This window comes from Kitasatospora sp. NPDC127116 (genome assembly GCF_042677365.1).
In the GTDB taxonomy this organism is placed as follows: Bacteria; Actinomycetota; Actinomycetes; order Streptomycetales; family Streptomycetaceae; genus Kitasatospora; species Kitasatospora lactacystinica.
On record NZ_JBHXTL010000037.1, the window covers coordinates 40,540 to 57,267 of the forward strand.

Annotated in this window: 15 protein-coding genes; 6 read left to right on the forward strand and 9 right to left on the reverse strand. The window is 74.8% G+C overall.

All coding sequences use genetic code 11. The features are described from left to right. Positions 1–30: 30 nt before the first annotated feature. Positions 31–1,239: an MFS transporter gene (locus ACFVHV_RS17320; RefSeq protein ID WP_380351881.1), complete on the forward strand. Its 1,209-nt coding sequence runs from the start codon at positions 31–33 to the stop codon at positions 1,237–1,239. 73 nt (positions 1,240–1,312) lie between these two features. Here the strand turns inward: ACFVHV_RS17320 and ACFVHV_RS17325 are convergent, their stop codons facing one another. The 4 genes from ACFVHV_RS17325 to ACFVHV_RS17340 form a co-directional block, all read right to left on the reverse strand. Continuing rightward, on the reverse strand, positions 1,313–2,455 hold the full coding sequence (locus tag ACFVHV_RS17325) for a LacI family DNA-binding transcriptional regulator (protein ID WP_359902208.1): 1,143 nt from the start codon (positions 2,453–2,455) through the stop codon (positions 1,313–1,315). A gap of 29 nt (positions 2,456–2,484) precedes the next feature. Next, positions 2,485–2,829 carry a DUF4229 domain-containing protein gene (locus tag ACFVHV_RS17330; protein ID WP_359902206.1) on the reverse strand — a complete coding sequence of 115 codons (345 nt, stop codon included), beginning with the start codon at positions 2,827–2,829 and terminating at the stop codon, positions 2,485–2,487. 110 nt (positions 2,830–2,939) lie between these two features. Beyond that, the gene (locus ACFVHV_RS17335; protein WP_359902203.1) at positions 2,940–3,467 is read right to left on the reverse strand and encodes a GNAT family N-acetyltransferase; all 528 of its coding nucleotides are present in this window, start codon (positions 3,465–3,467) and stop codon (positions 2,940–2,942) included. A 76-nt stretch (positions 3,468–3,543) separates the two neighbouring features. Then, the gene (locus ACFVHV_RS17340) at positions 3,544–4,860 is read right to left on the reverse strand and encodes an MFS transporter (RefSeq protein ID WP_380351884.1); all 1,317 of its coding nucleotides are present in this window, start codon (positions 4,858–4,860) and stop codon (positions 3,544–3,546) included. Positions 4,861–4,980: 120 nt separating this feature from the next. Between ACFVHV_RS17340 and ACFVHV_RS17345 the strand changes: the two genes are divergently transcribed. Continuing rightward, the gene (locus tag ACFVHV_RS17345; protein WP_359902197.1) at positions 4,981–5,964 is read left to right on the forward strand and encodes a helix-turn-helix domain-containing protein; all 984 of its coding nucleotides are present in this window, start codon (positions 4,981–4,983) and stop codon (positions 5,962–5,964) included. A gap of 403 nt (positions 5,965–6,367) precedes the next feature. Here ACFVHV_RS17345 and ACFVHV_RS17350 read toward each other — a convergent pair whose 3' ends face one another. Further along, positions 6,368–6,841 (reverse strand): ATP-binding protein, encoded by a 474-nt coding sequence (locus ACFVHV_RS17350; RefSeq protein WP_359902194.1) that lies wholly within the window; start codon positions 6,839–6,841, stop codon positions 6,368–6,370. A gap of 689 nt (positions 6,842–7,530) precedes the next feature. Between ACFVHV_RS17350 and ACFVHV_RS17355 the strand changes: the two genes are divergently transcribed. Both ACFVHV_RS17355 and ACFVHV_RS17360 read left to right on the forward strand, forming a co-directional pair. After that, positions 7,531–8,097, forward strand: a complete 567-nt coding sequence (locus ACFVHV_RS17355; protein ID WP_359902191.1) for a sigma-70 family RNA polymerase sigma factor — start codon at positions 7,531–7,533, stop codon at positions 8,095–8,097. Continuing rightward, positions 8,094–9,299 (forward strand): zf-HC2 domain-containing protein, encoded by a 1,206-nt coding sequence (locus ACFVHV_RS17360; RefSeq protein WP_359902188.1) that lies wholly within the window; start codon positions 8,094–8,096, stop codon positions 9,297–9,299. The genes ACFVHV_RS17355 and ACFVHV_RS17360 overlap by 4 nt, the downstream gene beginning before the upstream one ends. Before the next feature lie 103 nt (positions 9,300–9,402). Here the strand turns inward: ACFVHV_RS17360 and purU are convergent, their stop codons facing one another. Further along, a complete protein-coding gene (gene purU, locus ACFVHV_RS17365) occupies positions 9,403–10,269 on the reverse strand; it encodes a formyltetrahydrofolate deformylase (RefSeq protein WP_359902185.1) in 867 nt (288 codons plus the stop codon). 110 nt (positions 10,270–10,379) lie between these two features. Next, on the reverse strand, positions 10,380–10,895 hold the full coding sequence (locus tag ACFVHV_RS17370; protein ID WP_380351887.1) for a hypothetical protein: 516 nt from the start codon (positions 10,893–10,895) through the stop codon (positions 10,380–10,382). 174 nt (positions 10,896–11,069) lie between these two features. On the opposite strand from ACFVHV_RS17370, the gene ACFVHV_RS17375 reads away from it, so the two are divergent. Beyond that, positions 11,070–12,371, forward strand: coding sequence for an ABC transporter substrate-binding protein (locus ACFVHV_RS17375; RefSeq protein WP_359902179.1), 1,302 nt, complete (start codon positions 11,070–11,072; stop codon positions 12,369–12,371). A gap of 93 nt (positions 12,372–12,464) precedes the next feature. Here ACFVHV_RS17375 and ACFVHV_RS17380 read toward each other — a convergent pair whose 3' ends face one another. Both ACFVHV_RS17380 and ACFVHV_RS17385 read right to left on the reverse strand, forming a co-directional pair. Further along, positions 12,465–13,685: a hypothetical protein gene (locus ACFVHV_RS17380; protein ID WP_380351889.1), complete on the reverse strand. Its 1,221-nt coding sequence runs from the start codon at positions 13,683–13,685 to the stop codon at positions 12,465–12,467. A gap of 249 nt (positions 13,686–13,934) precedes the next feature. After that, on the reverse strand, positions 13,935–15,311 hold the full coding sequence (locus tag ACFVHV_RS17385; RefSeq protein WP_359902173.1) for a transcriptional regulator: 1,377 nt from the start codon (positions 15,309–15,311) through the stop codon (positions 13,935–13,937). Positions 15,312–15,617: 306 nt separating this feature from the next. On the opposite strand from ACFVHV_RS17385, the gene ACFVHV_RS17390 reads away from it, so the two are divergent. Further along, entirely contained in the window at positions 15,618–16,331 is a 714-nt protein-coding gene (locus ACFVHV_RS17390; RefSeq protein WP_359902170.1) for a bifunctional DNA primase/polymerase, read from the forward strand. The last annotated feature ends 397 nt before the right edge of the window (positions 16,332–16,728 follow it).

The following is a 16,728-nucleotide window of genomic DNA, read 5'->3' on the forward strand; positions in this document are numbered from 1 at the left end:
CCCTGCCTGCCCAACCGGAGAGGACGGCCGATGGGCTACCTCGCCCTGCTCCGTGCCCCGCACGTCACCCGCCTGCTGCTCGGCACCCTGCTCGGCCGCCTGCCCGCCGGCATGACCGCCCTCGTCATCGCCCTCGCCCTGCGCGACGCCGGGGTGACGTACGGCCGGGTCGGACTGGCCACCTCCGCCTACGCGATCGCCGCCGCCGTCGGCGGCCCGGTGCTCGGCCGGATCGTGGACCGCACCGGACAGCCGCGCGTCCTGCTCGCCTCCGCCGTGGTGGCCGGCGGCGGGTACGCGCTGCTCGCCCTCGCCCCCGGCTCCGCGCTCGGTGCGCCGATCGGGGCCGCGATCGCCGGCCTCGCCATGCCCCCGCTGGAACCCTGCCTGCGCTCGCTCTGGCCGGACGTGGTCGAGGAGAAGCAGCTCGACACCGCGTACGCCTTCGACTCGGCCGCCCAGCAGATCCTCTACGTGGCCGGTCCGCTGGCCGTCGCCACCATCTCCGGGCTGTTCAGCCCGGTCGCCGCACTCTGGGTGGCCGCCGGGCTCGGACTGGCCGGCGCGCTGATCGTCGCCACCGCCGGGCCCGCCCGGGCCTGGCGCGCCCCGACGCAGGAACGGTCCGCCGGACTGCTCGGGCCGCTGCGCTCCCCCGGACTGGTGCTGCTGCTGGTCGGACTGGCCGGGGCCGGCTGGGCGGTCGGCGCGCAGAACGTGCTGTTCATCGCCTACGCCGAACAGCACGTCGGCACGCTGCCCGGCGGCGGAGGCACCCTGCTGGCACTGGCCGCGCTCGGCGGCCTGCTCGGCGCGCTCGCCTACGGCGCGGTCACCTGGCGGCAGACCACGGCCACCCGCACCTGGGTGATGGCCCTCGCGATGGCCGCCTCCTACCTGCCGCTGGTCACCCTGCCCGGGCCGTACCCGATGGCCGCGCTGGCCTTCCTCTCCGGGGTCATGCTGGCCCCGCTGCTGGCGGCGGCCTTCGTCCTGGTCGCCGAACTGGCGCCGACCGGCACCGTCACCGAGGCCTTCGCCTGGCTGGTGACGCTGTTCGCCACCGGCAACTCGCTCGGCTACGCCGTCTCCGGCAAGCTCGCCGAGGACTCGCTGCGCCCGGTGGCGCTGTGCGCGGTGGGCGGGATCGCACTCGGCGGACTGGTGCTCTTCGGCGCCCGGCGCTGGTTCCACCCGGTGCCGCTCGCCCCGGCCGCCCGGCCCGTCCCGGTGGGCTGACCCACCCCCACGAACGACTGCGCCCGCCGGTGGTCTGGCCGACGGGCGCAGTCCTGTCACCGGTGACGGACCGTCACCGCCCGGTCGGGGCCGTACCGGCCGGCGCCGTGGAGGAGCGCAGCACCAGCGAGGTGGCCAGTGGCGCGACCGGCGCCACCCGTTCCCCGCGCAGCAGGGCCGCCAGCGCGGCCGCGCCCGCCCGGCCCAGCTCCTCGCCCGGCAGGTCGACGGTGGTCAGCGGCGGGGCGAGCAGCGCGGCCACCGCGACGTTGTCCATGCCGACCACCGACAGGTCCTCCGGCACCCGCAGCCCCAGCTCGGCGGCGGCCTGGTAGACCCCGGAGGCGACCACGTCGTCGTCGCAGATCACCGCCCGCGGCCGGTCCGCCCGCTCCAGCAGCCGGCCCGCGACGGTCCGCGCGGCCCGGTGGCCGTCGTTCAGACTCACACCCAACTCCACGACGTCCAGGTCGAGTTCACGGACGGCCTGCTCGAAGGCGGCCTGCCGGACCCGGAAGGTGTAGGCGGAGTGGCTGGAGCGCAGCCGGCCGATCCGGCGGTGGCCGAGCGCGGCCAGGTGCTCGACCGCGGCACGCATCCCGCCGGCCACGTCGAGCTCGACGGTCGGCCGCGCCCGGTCGGTGCCGGGGTCGGCGTCCAGGAAGACGGCGGGGGTGTCGGCGGGCAGCTCACCGAGCTGGCTGTCGTCCGGGGAGCAGATCAGCAGGCCGTCGAAGCGGCCGGCGGTGGCGGCCTCGGCCAGGGTGGCGCTGCCCCAGCCGGAGCTGACCACGACGGCCAGGCCGTTGCGGCCGGCCTCCTCGTGGACGCCCTCCAGCACCCGGCCGAAGAACGGGCCCTGGAGGTTCGGCACGGCCAGCAGGATCATCCCGCTGCGGCCGAGCCGCAGCTGCCGCCCGGCCGCCTGCGGGCGGTAGCCGAGGCTGCGGGCGGCCTCCCGGACCCGTTCCCGGGTGGCCTCGGAGACCCGCCGGCCGGCCTCGGCGCCGGAGAAGACCAGGGAGACGGTGGCCTGGGAGACCCCGGCGAGCCGCGCCACGTCCCGCCCGGTGGGGCGGCGGACGGGGGCCGGCCAGGTGCCGAGCGCCCCCTCGGAGGACGGTTGCCCGGCGGACGCCGCCTCGACGGACGCCCCCTCGGAGGGCGGCTGCCCGGCGGGCGGCTCGGACGGCGCGGAGTCTCGGGTGGCGGGCACGGCGGTTGCGCTCCGGGGCCGGGCCCCGGTCAGTTCTGGCCGGCGGTGGCCGAGCGGGCGGCGTCGTCGGCGGCGTCCTCCTCGGCGTTCTGCGCGGCGATCCGGTCGGCGGTACGGCTGCGCATCCCGGAGACCTTGCCGCTGATCTGCGTGGACATCTCGTCGCGCTGCCTGCTCAGCAGCGCGTAGCTGAGCGGCGCGGAGGCAATCGCGGCCAGCAGGAACAGGAAGATCATGCCGGCCTCACCGCTGACCGGGATGACGCCGAAGTGCCCGAGCAGCAGGGCCACCAGCAGGCAGCCGAGGAAGATGCTGACCCGCAGCGAGGTGTAGCGGAGCGTGGCGTGCGACTTCTCCGGGCCGTTGCTGGTCACTCGACACGTCCTTCTTCGTTGCGCTGGGGCGGGTTCTCCAGTCAAGCATGCCTGACGGCCGGAGCGGGGCACGGGGCACCCGATCCGGCCCGCGGCCCGGCGGGCGGTCGTCAGCGCAGGTCGAGCCAGAGGGTGATGTCGTCCCGGTCGTCCCCGGGGGCGACCCGGATCGCGGCCGGCACCCGGCCGACCTCCCGGTAGCCGCTGCGGGCGTAGAACCGCTCCAGCCCGAGGCCGCCGCGCGCGGTGAGCCGCAGCGACTCCAGGCCCCACTCCCGGGCCGTCCGCTCGGCCTCGGCGAGCAGTCGGGCGCCGTGGCCGAGGCCCTGGAAGTCGGGGTGCACCATGACCCGCTTGAGCATCCGCCAGTGCTCCATGAGGTCGAAGCGCATCGACTCGAAGAACAGCACGCCGACCAGCCGGCCCGTCGCGCTCTCGTGCGCGACGAGCAACCGGTCCGGGCCGTCCGGTCCGACCCCGGCGAACTGGCGTTCGGCGGTGTCCCGGACCTCCTCCTCGGTGACCGGCGCCACGAAGCCGACCGCCCCGCCGGCGTTGGTGACGTCGGCCCACAGCCGGACGATCTCCGTCCGCAGATCGGGGTCGAGCTCGGGGTCCAGGGTGAAGGTGAGCGCCATGGAGCGGAGCCTAGACGTCCAGTACGACGGTCCCACCGGGAGGTCCGGCGCCGCCCCCGGGCGCGCGGACCGCCCGTCACGGGAGGGCCGGCACCGCCCGGTCGGCCCGCCCGCCGCGCAGCGCCAGGCAGAGCCCGACCGCGACCGCGCACAGCGCGCCGGCGCCGTACCAGGTGAGGTCGTAGTTGCCGAGGGCGTCACGGGCCAGCCCCGCCAGCCCGGCGACGACGGCCGCGCCGATCTGGTGGGCGGCGAGCACCCAGCCGAAGACGATCGGGGCGTCCTCGCCGAAGTGCCGGCGGCACAGCGCGACGGTCGGCGGCACGGTGGCCACCCAGTCCAGGCCGTAGAAGATCACGAAGGCGAGGATCGGCGGCTGGAGCGATCCGGCCAGCAGCTGCGGCAGCAGGAGCAGGGACAGGCCGCGCAGCCCGTAGTAGACCGTCAGCAGCACCCGGGAGTCGACCCGGTCGGTGAGCCAGCCGCTGAAGACGGTGCCGAGCACGTCGAACACGCCGATCAGCGCGAGCAGGCTCGCGGCGGTGGTGACCGGCATGCCGTGGTCGTGCGCGGCCGGGATGAAGTGGGTGCCGACCAGGCCGGCGGTGGTGGCGCCGCAGATCGCGAAGGAGCCGGCCAGCAGCCAGAACGCCCGGACGCGCGCGGCGTTCCGCAGCACCCGCAGCGAGCGGGCCAGGGCTCGGCCGTCGGTGACCGTCGCGGCCGGGGCCTCGGTCGCACCGTACGGGAGCAGGCCGACGTCGGCGGGGCGCTCGCGCATCAGCAGCAGCACCGGGACGGCGACGGCGCTGGCGGCGAGCGAGACCACGACCACGGCCGAACGCCAGCCGTGCTGCTCGACCAGCCAGGCGCCGATCGGCAGGAAGACCAGGTTCCCCGCCGCTCCGGCGGCCGTCAGCACTCCGGTGACCAGGCCCTGGCGGGCCCGGAACCAGCGCCCGGTGATGGTGGTGGCGAAGGCTCCGGCCATCGAGCCGCTGCCGAGGCCGACCAGCACGCCCCAGCAGAGCACCAGTTGCCAGGGCTCGCGCATCAGCATGGTCAGCCCGGCGCCGACCGAGATGGTCAGCAGCGCGCAGACCACCACCAGGCGCACCCCGAACCGGTCCATCAGGGCGGCGGCGAAGGGGGCGGTGAGGCCGTAGAGCGTCAGGTTGACGGAGGTGGCGCTGGAGATCGTCCCGAGCGACCAGCCGAACTCGTTGTGCAGGGCGTCCATCATCAGGCTCGGCGTGGAGCGGAAGCCGGCCGAGCCGAGCAGGACGAGCAGGGAGACGCCGGCCACCACCCAGGCGTAGTGCACCCGGGGGCGCTTGGCCGGGTCGGGCGGCTCGGAGCGGGATGCGGGGGCGAGGACGCTGCGTTCGGTCACGCGAACGAGTGTTCCGGGCCGCCCGGGACCGGACGAGTGGCCTGAATGACAGCTTTCGCAAGATTCGGGCCATGGCCCGCAGTACCCTGGCCCGGACCCACCGACGCCCGAGGGGACGGCATGGCACACCTGGTCGCGGTACTCGCCCTGGAGGGCGTGATCGCCTTCGAACTCGGCATCCCCGCCCGCATCTTCGGCGGCGCCAAGGATCCGGCCGGACGGCCGCTGTACGAGGTGGCCACCTGCACCCTGGACGGAGGGCCGGTCACCACCAGCGCCGACTTCCGGGTCATGGTCGACCACGGGCCCGAACTGCTGGAACGGGCGGACACCGTACTGATCCCGGCCTCCGCCGACTCCGCTCCGGCCGTCGCCGACGCCTGCTTCACCCCGCCCCTGGCCGCCGCGCTGGCCCGGATCCGGCCCGGCACCCGGCTGATGTCGATCTGCACCGGCTCCTTCATCCTGGCCGCCGCCGGCCTGCTGGACGGCCGCCCGGCCACCACCCACTGGCGCTACACCGAGCGCTTCGCCCGGCTGTTCCCCAAGGTGCGGCTGGACCCCGACGTGCTCTACACCGACGACGGCGACATCCTCACCTCCGGCGGGGTGGCCGCCGGGGTGGACCTGTGCCTGCACGTGGTGCGCCGCGACCACGGCAGCGCGGTGGCCAACGCGGTGGCCCGCAACTGCCTGGTGCCGCCGTGGCGCGAGGGCGGGCAGAAGCAGTACGTGGAGGCCCCGAGCCCGGTGGACTCCGGCGGCAGCGGCACCGCCGCGGTGCGCGCCTGGGCGCTGGAGCACCTGGACCGGCCACTGGCGCTGCGGCAGCTCGCCGACCGGGCGGGGATGAGCGTACGGACCTTCACCCGGCGCTTCCGCGAGGAGACCGGCGCCAGCCCCGGCCAGTGGATCACCACCCAGCGCACCGAGCGGGCCCGCCAGTTGCTGGAACGGACCGATCTGACGATCGACCAGGTCGCCCGGGAGTCCGGCTTCGGCACCGCCGCCTCGCTGCGACTTCAGCTGCGCGGCCGGCTCGACGTCGCACCGAGCGCCTACCGGCGCACCTTCCGCTCCCTCCCGGAAGGCCGCGCTTCCTGAGCGCGGCCCGGCGACCGCCCGACCGGTGGCCGGATCCCGTCGCGCGCCGGCGGCGGATCGGATGGCGGCAGGCCGCGCCCACCCCGAGCACGGTACGGCAGGCCGCCATCCAACCCCGGCGCGCGAGCCCTGATCCCGCGCCACACCCTCCGCACTCGCCGAGGAGCGGCCCGTGACCGGCCGTCCGCGGTCCGCCCTGCCGGCACGAATCCCCTGGACAGCGGCACCGCGGCGGTGGACGGACGTCCCCTCGGCGTCCCCTCGCGACGGAGCGCCGCACCCAAGCGTGATCAGTCGGATACGTCACGTCAATGGGTAGTCCGAAATTCGGAATGGTTGCGTCACCTTTCGGCCGGTGATCAGCACCGTGATCGGCACGGTCCGACGGCCGCCGCGAAAGCCGCTATTGCGCCAAAGCCGCCCAGTCCACGTCGGCCAGCGGATCCGCGGGACGGGCGTCGCTGCCGATCTCGCACCAGACCCGCTTGCCCGAGTCCTCCGGGTACCAGCCCCAGCGCTCGCAGAGCAGTTCGACCAGCTCCAGGCCGCGCCCGTTGGTCGCGTCCTCGTCCGCGCCCGCGTGCCGCGGCGTCGGCGCGGCCCGGCTCGCGTCGGCGACCTCCACCCGCAGCGGGGCGGCCGGTCCGCCCTCCTGCGGGCCGTCGGCCACCGGCAGACAGAGCCTCAGCACGGCCGGACAGCCGGTGTGCACCACGGCGTTGGTCACCAGCTCCGAGACCACCAGCACCACCGTCTCGGCCATCGGCGCGTCCGGGTCCACCCCGTGGTTCAGCAGCCGCGAGCGCACCCACCGGCGGGCCCGGCCGACCTCGGCGGGGTCAGCCTGCACCGCCAGCTGTACCTGAAGAACCTGCACCGCTCCACCACCCGCACTCGCAGTTCGGCCATAGTCCCGATCGGGCCGGATCGGCCGGCGGGCCCTCGCACGTCGCCCGGCGCCACCCGAGCCGTGCCCGGGCGCCCGCCCGGTCTGTCCGTCCGCGCCCACTCGCCCGCGCCGTCTCGCCGGTCGGGCACCCCGCCGCGACACGAATACGCCTCAGGATGGGCGGGGGGACGGACCGCAGCAAGCGCTTCGGGCATATTCCGGCGATCGGGCGACAGCGCGGTGCATACTGTCCCGCTCACTCTCGCGAGGCTCGTACCGGTGATCGTCCGTCCCGGGCCGACCCGCCGGTCCCGCAGTCGGGAACCTACCGCCGTGCGCCCCGCGCACCCCGCCCGCCACTCGCGAACCACCCGTGCGACATGTGTCCGACGGCCCTCGAACAGTGGCATCGGCGGACGGGTCCCACCGGCCGACCGTCGTACCGTCCGACGATCCGGCCGCGGGAGGACGACCCGGCCGGGCGAGGGACCCCGGCGAGGATCCCGGAGGGATCCGGGCCGAGGATCCGGGCGAGGGATCCGGGCCGGGAGGCACATCCATGAGGAGGGGTGATCCGCCGGGAACGGTTCCGTTCTTGCCGCAATCGCCCCCGGCGCCGCCCGGCCGCAAGATACCGTTGGGTAAGCCAGCGAACCCGGTCAGGAGGGTGGTTCCCGATGGCCACCCCGGAGCGGACCCCGCGCTGGGACGAGCAGTTGCAGCGCCGCCTCGCCCGCGGCGAGGAGACGGCGCTCGGCGAACTCTACGACCAGCTCGCACCGATGGTGCACGGCCTGGCCGGACGGATACTCGCCGACCAGGCCGCCGCCACCCAGCTCACCCGGGAGGTCTTCGCCCACGTCTGGGAGCACCCCGAGGACTTCGACCCCGACCGGGGCACCCTGCGCTCCTGGCTCGGCGCGCTGACCCACCACCGCGCGGTCGAACGGCTGCGGGCCCGGCGGGCCGCCGAACTCGCACCGGGCGCGGAGGCCGAGATCCGCGCCGTGGCCACCGCCGCGAGGATGCAGTACGTGGTCGACTCCCTGCCCCAACCCCTGCGTGAGACCATCGCGGTGACCTACTACGACGGCCGCACCTACCGCGAGACGGCCCGACTGCTCGGCATCAGCGAGCAGGCCGCCAAGCAGCGGATGCGGCTCGGTCTGGAGCTGCTGGCCACCGAACTGGCCGACGAACGCGCCCGCCAGGACGGCACCGGGGACGGGAACGGGGAGACGTGAGCGGCACTGAGGAGCGGCACGACGCCCTGCGCTCGATGCTCGGCGCGTGGGCCCTCGGCGCCTGCCCGGCCCGCGAGGCCGCCGAGTTGGAGCAGCACCTGCGCGACTGCCGGGAGTGCGCCGAGGAGGCGGCCCGGCTGCGCGAGGCGGCCGGCTGGCTCTCCCTGGACGAGCCGCTGGACCAGCCCGGCTCGCTGCGCCAGCAGGTGCTCGACTGGTGCCTGGCCCGCCGGCCGGCCCAACTGCCCGTCCCCGCCTGGGGCATGCCGTACACGGCGGAGACCGCCAAGCTCGACGCGCTGCTGCGCGACCTCGGCCCGGAGGAGTGGCAGGAGGTGGCGGAACTGCCGTGGCACGGCGGCACCGAGCGGCTGCGCCCGGCCGAGGTGCTGGGCCACCTGACCGCGGTGGACGGCTTCCTGGCGCTGGCACTCGGCCTGCCCGACCCGGTGCCGGCCGCTCCGGGCCCGCCCGCCGCACCGACCGGGCGGCGGGTGCCCCCGCAGGAGCCGGCCGCCGGACCGTCCGTGCCGCGCGTCCCGCCGCAGGGCGGCCGGTACGCCGGGGTCACCGCGCGCACCGCCCGGCTGATCACCGACCAGGCCGGCCTGGCGCCGCAGTCGGTGCGCTCCCGCTGGCGGCGGCAGGCCCACGACCTGGTGCGCAGCGCCGCGCTCGTGCCGCAGGGCAACACCCCGGTCGACTACGGCTTCGCGGTGCTGCCGCTGCGCGACGCCTTCGTGGACCGCGCCTTCGAGTGCTTCGTGCACGGCGAGGACGTGGCCCGGGCGGTCGCCTACCCGTACGACCCGCCGACGCCGCAGCACCTGCGGCAGATGGTGGAGCTGGTGGTCCGGCTGCTCCCCCGGGCGCTGGCCGGGCTTCGCGCGGCCCGGCCCGAGCACGCCTGGGCGCCGGGTGCGCCGGAGGGCGGGGCCCGGACGGCCCGGCGGGTGCGGCTGATGGTCGACGGCCCGGCGGGCGGCGAGTGGCTGATCGCCCTGGACGGCGACGGCGCCGCCGTCGGCAGCGGCGGGCCGCCCGGCGGGGAGCCGGTGGCGTCGATGGTGCTGGACGGCCTGGAGCTGTGCCAGCTGGCCGCCGCGCACCGCGACCCGGACCGGCTGCCGGTCGGCGAGCACGGCGACCGGGCCGCGGTCCGCGAGGTGCTGCACGCGCTCCCGCTGCTCTCCCGGCCGTAGCGGCCCGCCGTCCGCGCGAACGCCTACGCGAAGCGACCCGCGCGGAGCGGTTACGCGAAACGCCTGCGCGGAGCGGTCACGCGGAACGACCCGCGCGGAGCGGTCACGCGAAGACGACCGTACGGGTCCCGTCCAGCAGCACCCGGTGCTCGCTGTGCCACTTCACCGCGCGGGCCAGCGCCTGGCACTCGACGTCCCGGCCGAGCGCGACCAGCTGGTCGGGGCTGACGTCGTGGGTGACCCGGGCCACCTCCTGTTCGATGATCGGGCCCTCGTCCAGGTCGGCGGTGACGTAGTGCGCGGTGGCGCCGATCAGCTTCACGCCGCGCGCGTGCGCCTGGTGGTACGGCTTGGCGCCCTTGAAGCTCGGCAGGAAGGAGTGGTGGATGTTGATCACCCGGCCGGACAGCTCGGTGCACAGCCGGTCGGAGAGCACCTGCATGTAGCGGGCCAGCACGACCAGTTCGACGTTCTCCTCGGCGACCAGGTCGAGCAGCCGCTGCTCGGCCTCGGCCTTGGTGTCCTTGGTGACCGGGATGTGGTGGAACGGGATGCCGTAGCTCTCGGTCAGGTCCCGCAGGTCGGTGTGGTTGGAGACGACCGCGGCGATCTCCACCGGCAGGGCGCCGATCCGGGTGCGGTAGAGCAGGTCGTTCAGGCAGTGCCCGAACTTGCTGACCATGAGCACGATCCGCATCCGCTGCTCGGTCGGGTGGATCTGCCAGTCCATCCCGAAGGAGGCGCCGATCGCGGCGAAGCTGGCCCGCAGCTTGTCGGCGGTGACCGGCTCGGGGGCGGAGAAGTGCACCCGCATGAAGAAGAGCCCGCTGTCACCGTCCCCGAACTGCTGGCTGTCGATGATGTTGCAGCCGGTCATGAAGAGGTAGCTGGAGACAGCGTGGACGATGCCCTGCTTGTCGGGGCAGGACAGCGTGAGGACGTACTGGGCGCTGACCGGCTGCTGTTCCACTGGGAGTTTCCCGTTCTGAGGTCGTGACGTGCGTGGATGGTCCAGCGTGTCACATCCCGGACACCCGCCGCCCCGCTGCCCGTACTGCGGGACGGCGGCGGTCCGGCGGGTCAGAGCCGGGTGAGGATGCGCAGCACGTCCAGCGACTTGGGCGACGCGTCCGGGTCGTCCCCGTCGCCCGAGGCCAGCACGACGTGCGCCTCGCGGGCGGCCCGGACGGTCTCCGGCCAGCCGGGGTGGCCGAGGTAGGCGGAGGCCGGCGCGTCCGCACCGACCTCGTGCAGCATCTGCACGGCCCGCAGCACCGCGACGTCCACCAGCGCGGCCTCGGCGGAGTCTCGTAGGACCGTCCCGATGTACTTCTCGGCCGACCAGCGGTCCAGCCAGGTGTCCTCGACGAGGCGGTAGACGGCGTCGGTCACGTCGCCGTACCCCTCCCGGCCGGTCAGCCAGGTCTCCTGCTGGAAAGCGGGGTCGGACAGCATGTGCAGCGCCGAGCGCAGTCGGGCTCGCCAGCGCCACCAGGGCAGGTCGTTGAGCGGCATGCCGCCCATCGTGCTGGAGCGGTGACCCGGACGAGAAGGGTTTCGGGCGGACCGATACGAAGAATCTGTGCTGGCGGACATGGTGAACGATCGTACGTTCCCCCTCTGTTCGTGCTCCACTCGCGATCTACACGCGTACCACTCCGGATTTCGGCGGCCGTTCGCCATCCGTTCGCATTTCTGCCCTCTCGGCTTGTGACGCCGGGGCTTGGCTTGCTCCGGTGCGCCGGAGTGCGCCCCAGAGAGGGAAAAGCGATGACCAGCCGAAGGGACTCCTTCCAGGCCCGTCCCCCGATCGTGCGGCGCCGCCGCCGACGCCCGATCGCAGCCGCCGCCACCGCCGCGGCCCTGCTCCCCACCCTCTTCTCGGCCTCCGCGTGCGGCGGACCGGCCGATGCCTCGACCACCGGCGACGACCTGACCGTGATGACCTGGGCCCCGGCCGGCACGGGCTCCGCCGACCGCCCGGGCATGACGGCGCTCGCCTCCGCCATCGGCCAGGACGTCAACGCCAAGGGCGGCGTGAACGGCCACCGGCTGCGCGTGATCACCTGCAACGAGCACAACACCGCGGACGGTGCCCGCGCCTGTGCCCAGCAGGCGGTGGACGCCAAGGTGGTCGCCGTGATCGGCTCCTACAGCCAGTGGGGCGAGGCGTTCATGCCGGTGCTGGAGCGCGCCGGCATCCCGCTGATCGGCGGCTACGGGCTCTCCCAGCCGGAGTTCTCCAGCCCGCTGTCCTACCCGGTGGACGGCGGCATGCCGGCGCTGATCGCGGGCAACGGCCGCCAGCTGGTGGACGCAGGCTGCCGGACCGTCTCCCTGGTCCGCCCGGACACCCCGGCCGGCGACAACCTGCTCGGCTACCTGGGCACCGCCCTGCGGCCGGCCGGGATCAAGCTGACGGACGTCAAGGCGCCCGAGCAGTCCTCCGACTACACCCCGGTGATCCGCAAGGCGATCGGCAAGGACGAGCCGGGCAACTGCATCACCAGCGCCCTGGCCGCCGAGCCGACCGGCAACCTGCTGGACTCCTACCGGCGGCTGAACGCGAAGAACACCCGGATCGCCTCGGTGATCGGCAGCGTCCAGCAGTCGGTGGTGGACTCCACCGGCGGCGACGCCGGCCCGCTCGGCGGCGCCTACGTCACCAGCTGGTACCCGCCGGAGTCGGCGAAGATCTGGGACGGGCTGCGCGCGGTGGTGCGCACCGACACCACCGGCGGGCACCCCATCGACGTCTCCGACCCGGGCGTGCAGACCACCTGGGTCGCGTACGAGGTGTTCCGGACGGCGGTGCAGAAGCTGGCGGAGGGCGGCCGGACGGTCACCCCGAAGACGGTCTCCTCGCTGCTGGACAGCGGGGAGGGCATCGACGTCGGGATCACCCCGCCGCTCAACTGGGGCACCACCAACATGCTGCCCAGCGGCGGGTCGCCGCGGCTGGTGAACACCTGGGTCACCTACCAGGTGGTCAAGAACGGCCGGATGACCCTGCAGCAGCCGGGCTTCGTGGACATCCGCTGGGCGCTCACCGGGGGCCGTCCGCCGGCCTGACGCGGACCGCCCGGGGCGAGAGAGAGGGACGGGCCTTTGCGGCCCGTCCCCCTCGTCGTTCAGGAGCCGCTGTCCCTCGTCGACCGTCGTCGCTCAGAGGTCGCCGTCGCTCCGGTTGGGCAGTCCGGTCTGGGCGGCGATCGCGTTCCAGAGCGTGGCGGCCTGCTTCTTCGCGGTGGTCGCGGTGCCGCTCGCCTGGACGGCGTTCTTGTAGTGCTGGTTGTCCTGCTTCTTCGCGTCGCAGGAGCCCTGCGCGTCCTGCGCCCAGAGCGCGTACTCGTCGTCGGCCTGGGCCGAGGCCGTCCAGGCCGCGTTGAGCTGGTCGACCAGCTGCTGACCGCCGGGCAGCTTGTCGGCCTTCAGCTGGCCGAGCTTGCTCTGGAGCTCGCGCCGCTTGCCGGCCGCGGCCGTCAGCGCCTGCTGGGACTCGGGCAGCTTGTCGCACTTCTGCACCGAGGCGACCGCGGAGACCACCGAGCTGCGGCTGTCGCTCGCGGTGCCCAGCAGGTCCGACAGCGGCTGCGCCTGGGCCTTGACCTCCGGGTCGACGGCGGCGCCGGAGCCGCTCGCGCTCGGCGCCCCGGGGGTGGTGGTGGCGCCGGCGGTGGCGGCCGCCGGGGTGCTCTTCTTGTCGTCCGTGGTCTCGTCGCCGCCGCTCATCAGGACGGCGACCAGGATGCCGGCCGCCGCGCAGCCCGCCACCACGCCGCCGATGATCAGCTTGTTGGACGAACGTCCGCCGCGTCCCGAGCCGCCCGCCCGGGTCGCGTCGGGCCCCTGGTCGTACCCCTGGCCGTAGTCCTGCCCCTGCTCCGGGGCGTAGCCCTGGTGGTGGTCCTGGGCCGGGTAGGCCGGCTGCGGCTGGGCGGCCGGCGGATAGGCCTGGTACCCCGGCGCGGGCTGCGGCTGCGGGTAGCCGGGCTGGGCCTGCGCCGCCGGGTAGCCGGCCGCCTGCGGGTCGCCGGCGGGGTACGGCGGCAGGTACTGGGTCTCCGGAGCCGGATCGGGCTGCGGGGCACCGTACCCGGGCTGCGGCGCGCCCCACGGGGCCCCCTGCCCCGGCATCGGCCGGCCCGGCAGCGAGTGCCCGGGCATCGACTGGCCCGGCGCCGGCTGCGCGGGCATCGCCTGGGTCGGCAGCGCGTGCGCGCCCTCGCCGAGGTACTCCGGCTGCCCGGACGGCTGTCCCACCGGCGGCACGGCCGAGTGGGCCTGCGGCTGGCCCGGCTGCCCCTGCGGCTGGCCGGGCTCGGGGCGGAACAGGTCGTCCAGGTTGAAGTCACCGGAGTTCGGGTACGAGCGGCGCTGACTCAACGCGATTCCTCACCTGTGCAGGACCGCGCACTGACGGCGGACCACATCTCGTCGGTTCTTGGGAGCATCACAGTTCCTTGGACGTCGCGCCCACGCTACCGGTTCGCCTCACCGGGTGACCACGTGGGCGGGACATCCGTCACGCTCCCTGCACAGACGATCCGCGACCGCCCAGGGCCCGGGCCGCCCCCGGGCCCGAGGCGCGGAGGCGGGCCCGCGCCCGGGGCACGGAAACCGGCCCGGCACGCCCTAGGCCGCCTCGGCGTCCGCGCGGGCGTGGAACTCCCGGACCACCCGCTGCTCCCGGTAGGGCTCCAGCCGGCGCCGGAACTCGTCCAGGTACTCCACGCCCCGGTTGGACCGCAGCCCGCTCAGCAGCCGGACCGCCTGGGCGCCCGTCTCGCAGGCGCGTTCCAGGTCCCGCTGCTGGAGCTGGGCGGTGGCCAGCAGGACGAGGTCCACCGCACGGCGCCGGACCCGGGTCGGCGGGTGCAGGTCGAGCGCCCGGCGGGCGTAGTGCTCGGCCTGGCCGGCCTGCTCCAGGTCCCGGTGGCAGTGGGCCAACTCGTCGGCGAGGTAGGCGTCGTCGAAGTGGGCGATCCAGTCCGGGTCGTCCTCCGGGCGGCGCCGCTCCATCATCTCCAGGGCCCTGGCCGACACCGTCTCGCAGGAGCGGGCGTCGCCGAGCAGGGCGTGGCCGCGGGCCTCGGCGGCGTAGAACATCGCCATCGCCGTCGGGGTGGCCACCGAGCGGGCGCCCTCCTGGGCGGCGCGGGCGAGTTGGGCGATCTCCCGCGGGTTGCCGAGGGTCGCCGCCAGGTGGCTCATCGAGGCGGCCAGCACGTAGCCGCCGTAGCCGCGGTCGTCGGCGGCCTGGGCCAGCCGCAGCGCCTGGATGTAGTAGCGCTGGGCGAGGCCGGGCTGCCCGGTGTCCACCGCCATGTAGCCGGCCAGTTCGGTCAACCGGGCCACGGCGGCGAAGAGTTGGCGACCGGTCTCCTCCCGGTAGGCGCCGCCGAGCAGGCCGGAGACCACCGAGTTGAGGTAGTGCACCACCACCGGGCGCACATGGCCGCTGCCGAAGCGGTGGTCCAGGTCGACCAGCATCGTGGTGGTCGCCCTGATCGCGGCCACGTCGGTCGGGCCGACCCGGGGGCCGCCGGCCCGCGCCACCACCGGGTCCGGCGGGGTGATCAGCCAGTCCCGGCTGGGTTCCACCAGCGCGGAGGCGGCGACCGTCGCGCCGGTCAGGAAGTCCCGCCGGCCGACGTCGCTGCGCCAGAGTTCGCAGACCTGCTCCAGGGCGGCACCGATGGTCGGCGCGAACTGGAGCCCGATGCCGGAGCTCAGGTTCTTGCCGTCCGCCATGCCGATCTCCTCGACCGACACGCTGCGGCCGAGCTTGCGGCCCAGGGCCTCGGCGATCACGGCCGGCGCCTGCCCGCGCGGCTGCTGCCCGCGCAGCCAGCGGGCCACGGAGGTCTTGTCGTACCGAAGGTCCAGCCCGTGCTCTGCACCGCAGAGGTTGACCCTCCGGGCCAGGCCGGCGTTGGAGCAGCTGGCCTCCTGGATCAGTTGCTGCAGACGCTCGTTGGGCTGTCGTGCGACGAGTGGTCTCGCGGCCATTGGGCTTCGCCTCCCCACACCCTCCGGTCCCGGCCGGCGGGCGACGATTCTGCTGATCTGTTGCCGACTGTCCGACCGTCCAAGGAATCTGACACCAGGTTAGCGATCAGCAACGCCAGCGGGATACCCACGGTGACGAACCGCACCCCCCTTGCGCCCTGGGAAATGCTCCTGTGCGCCCCCACTGCGCCTGCCCTCGGCCCCACCAACTCGGTCGACTAACCGGAACGGGTGACATTGCCGGGATGCACCCAACCGGGCGCCATCGGGCCGTAACCAGCCTCACACACGGTAGTTGAGTACCCCGTGGAAGACATCCCCGACGCCTCGGACCGGAACGAGAAGGCCGCTCCACCCCCCTTGCTCGTCGAAGCCGTCGGCTACGCCGAGAACCGCCACTGGGAGGTGGCCCCGGGCGCCTGGCTGATCGACGACGGCGGCGGCGGTGTCCGCTGCTCCTGCGGGGACCGCCGCTGCACGCTGCCGGGCGCCCACCCGCTGGACGCGGACTGGGCGCGGACGGCGAGCGCCGGTCCCGGCGCGGTGCGGAGCTGGTGGACCGACCGGCCCCGGGCGTCGATCCTGCTGCCCACCGGGCGCTCGTTCGACGTGCTGGACGTCCCGGAGACGGCCGGCTGCCTGGCGCTCGCCCGGATGGAGCGGATGGACCTCCAGCTCGGCCCGGTCGTGGTCCAGCCCGCCGCGCCCGGGCGGATCGGGCGGCGACTGCACTTCCTGGTCCTGCCCGGGGCCGCGGCCAGGCTCCCGGAGATGCTCCGCCGGCTCGGCCGGCCGCCGGGCCGGCTGGACCTGGTCGCCCGGGGCGAGGGGGACTGGACGGTCGCCCCGCCGTCCCGGATCGGCTCCCTCGGGTACGCCCAGTGGGCCCGCTCCCCCTCCGCGCTCAACCGCTGGCTGCCGGACGCCGCCGAGGTGATCGGCCCGCTCGCGTACGCCTGCGCCCGAGAGACGCCCCCGGTCCGCGCCGGCCGGGCCGCCCGGCCGGCGCCGGTGGGCTGAGTTCCACCGTTCCGCCCGGCCCCTCCAACGGCCGCCCTCCGCCGATCGGGTGAGGGTGCGCACCGCGCGACACAACGCGCGCGAGTGACGGGCCTTGTCTCCCACCGGGGACGGGGCCCGTCATACGCATGTCCGGATAAGGCTTCCGTGTACCCGCTGGTCAACGGGAGAAGCCCCTCGTACGAGTGACGGCACTCAAGGATTGCCATGATCGGCCGAGGGGAGGAATTGCGGTGTGTGGGGACGCCGGCAGGGGCGCTCGGACGGGGAAGCCGGGCGGCGGCGACGGAGGGGAAGCGGGAGGGGAACAGGAGGGGACGGGAGGGAACGGGGAGGCGAGCGGGCCCGCTGCACTGTCTGCACGCGGCCCCCCCGGCGATGGGACTCCGGGGGCCCA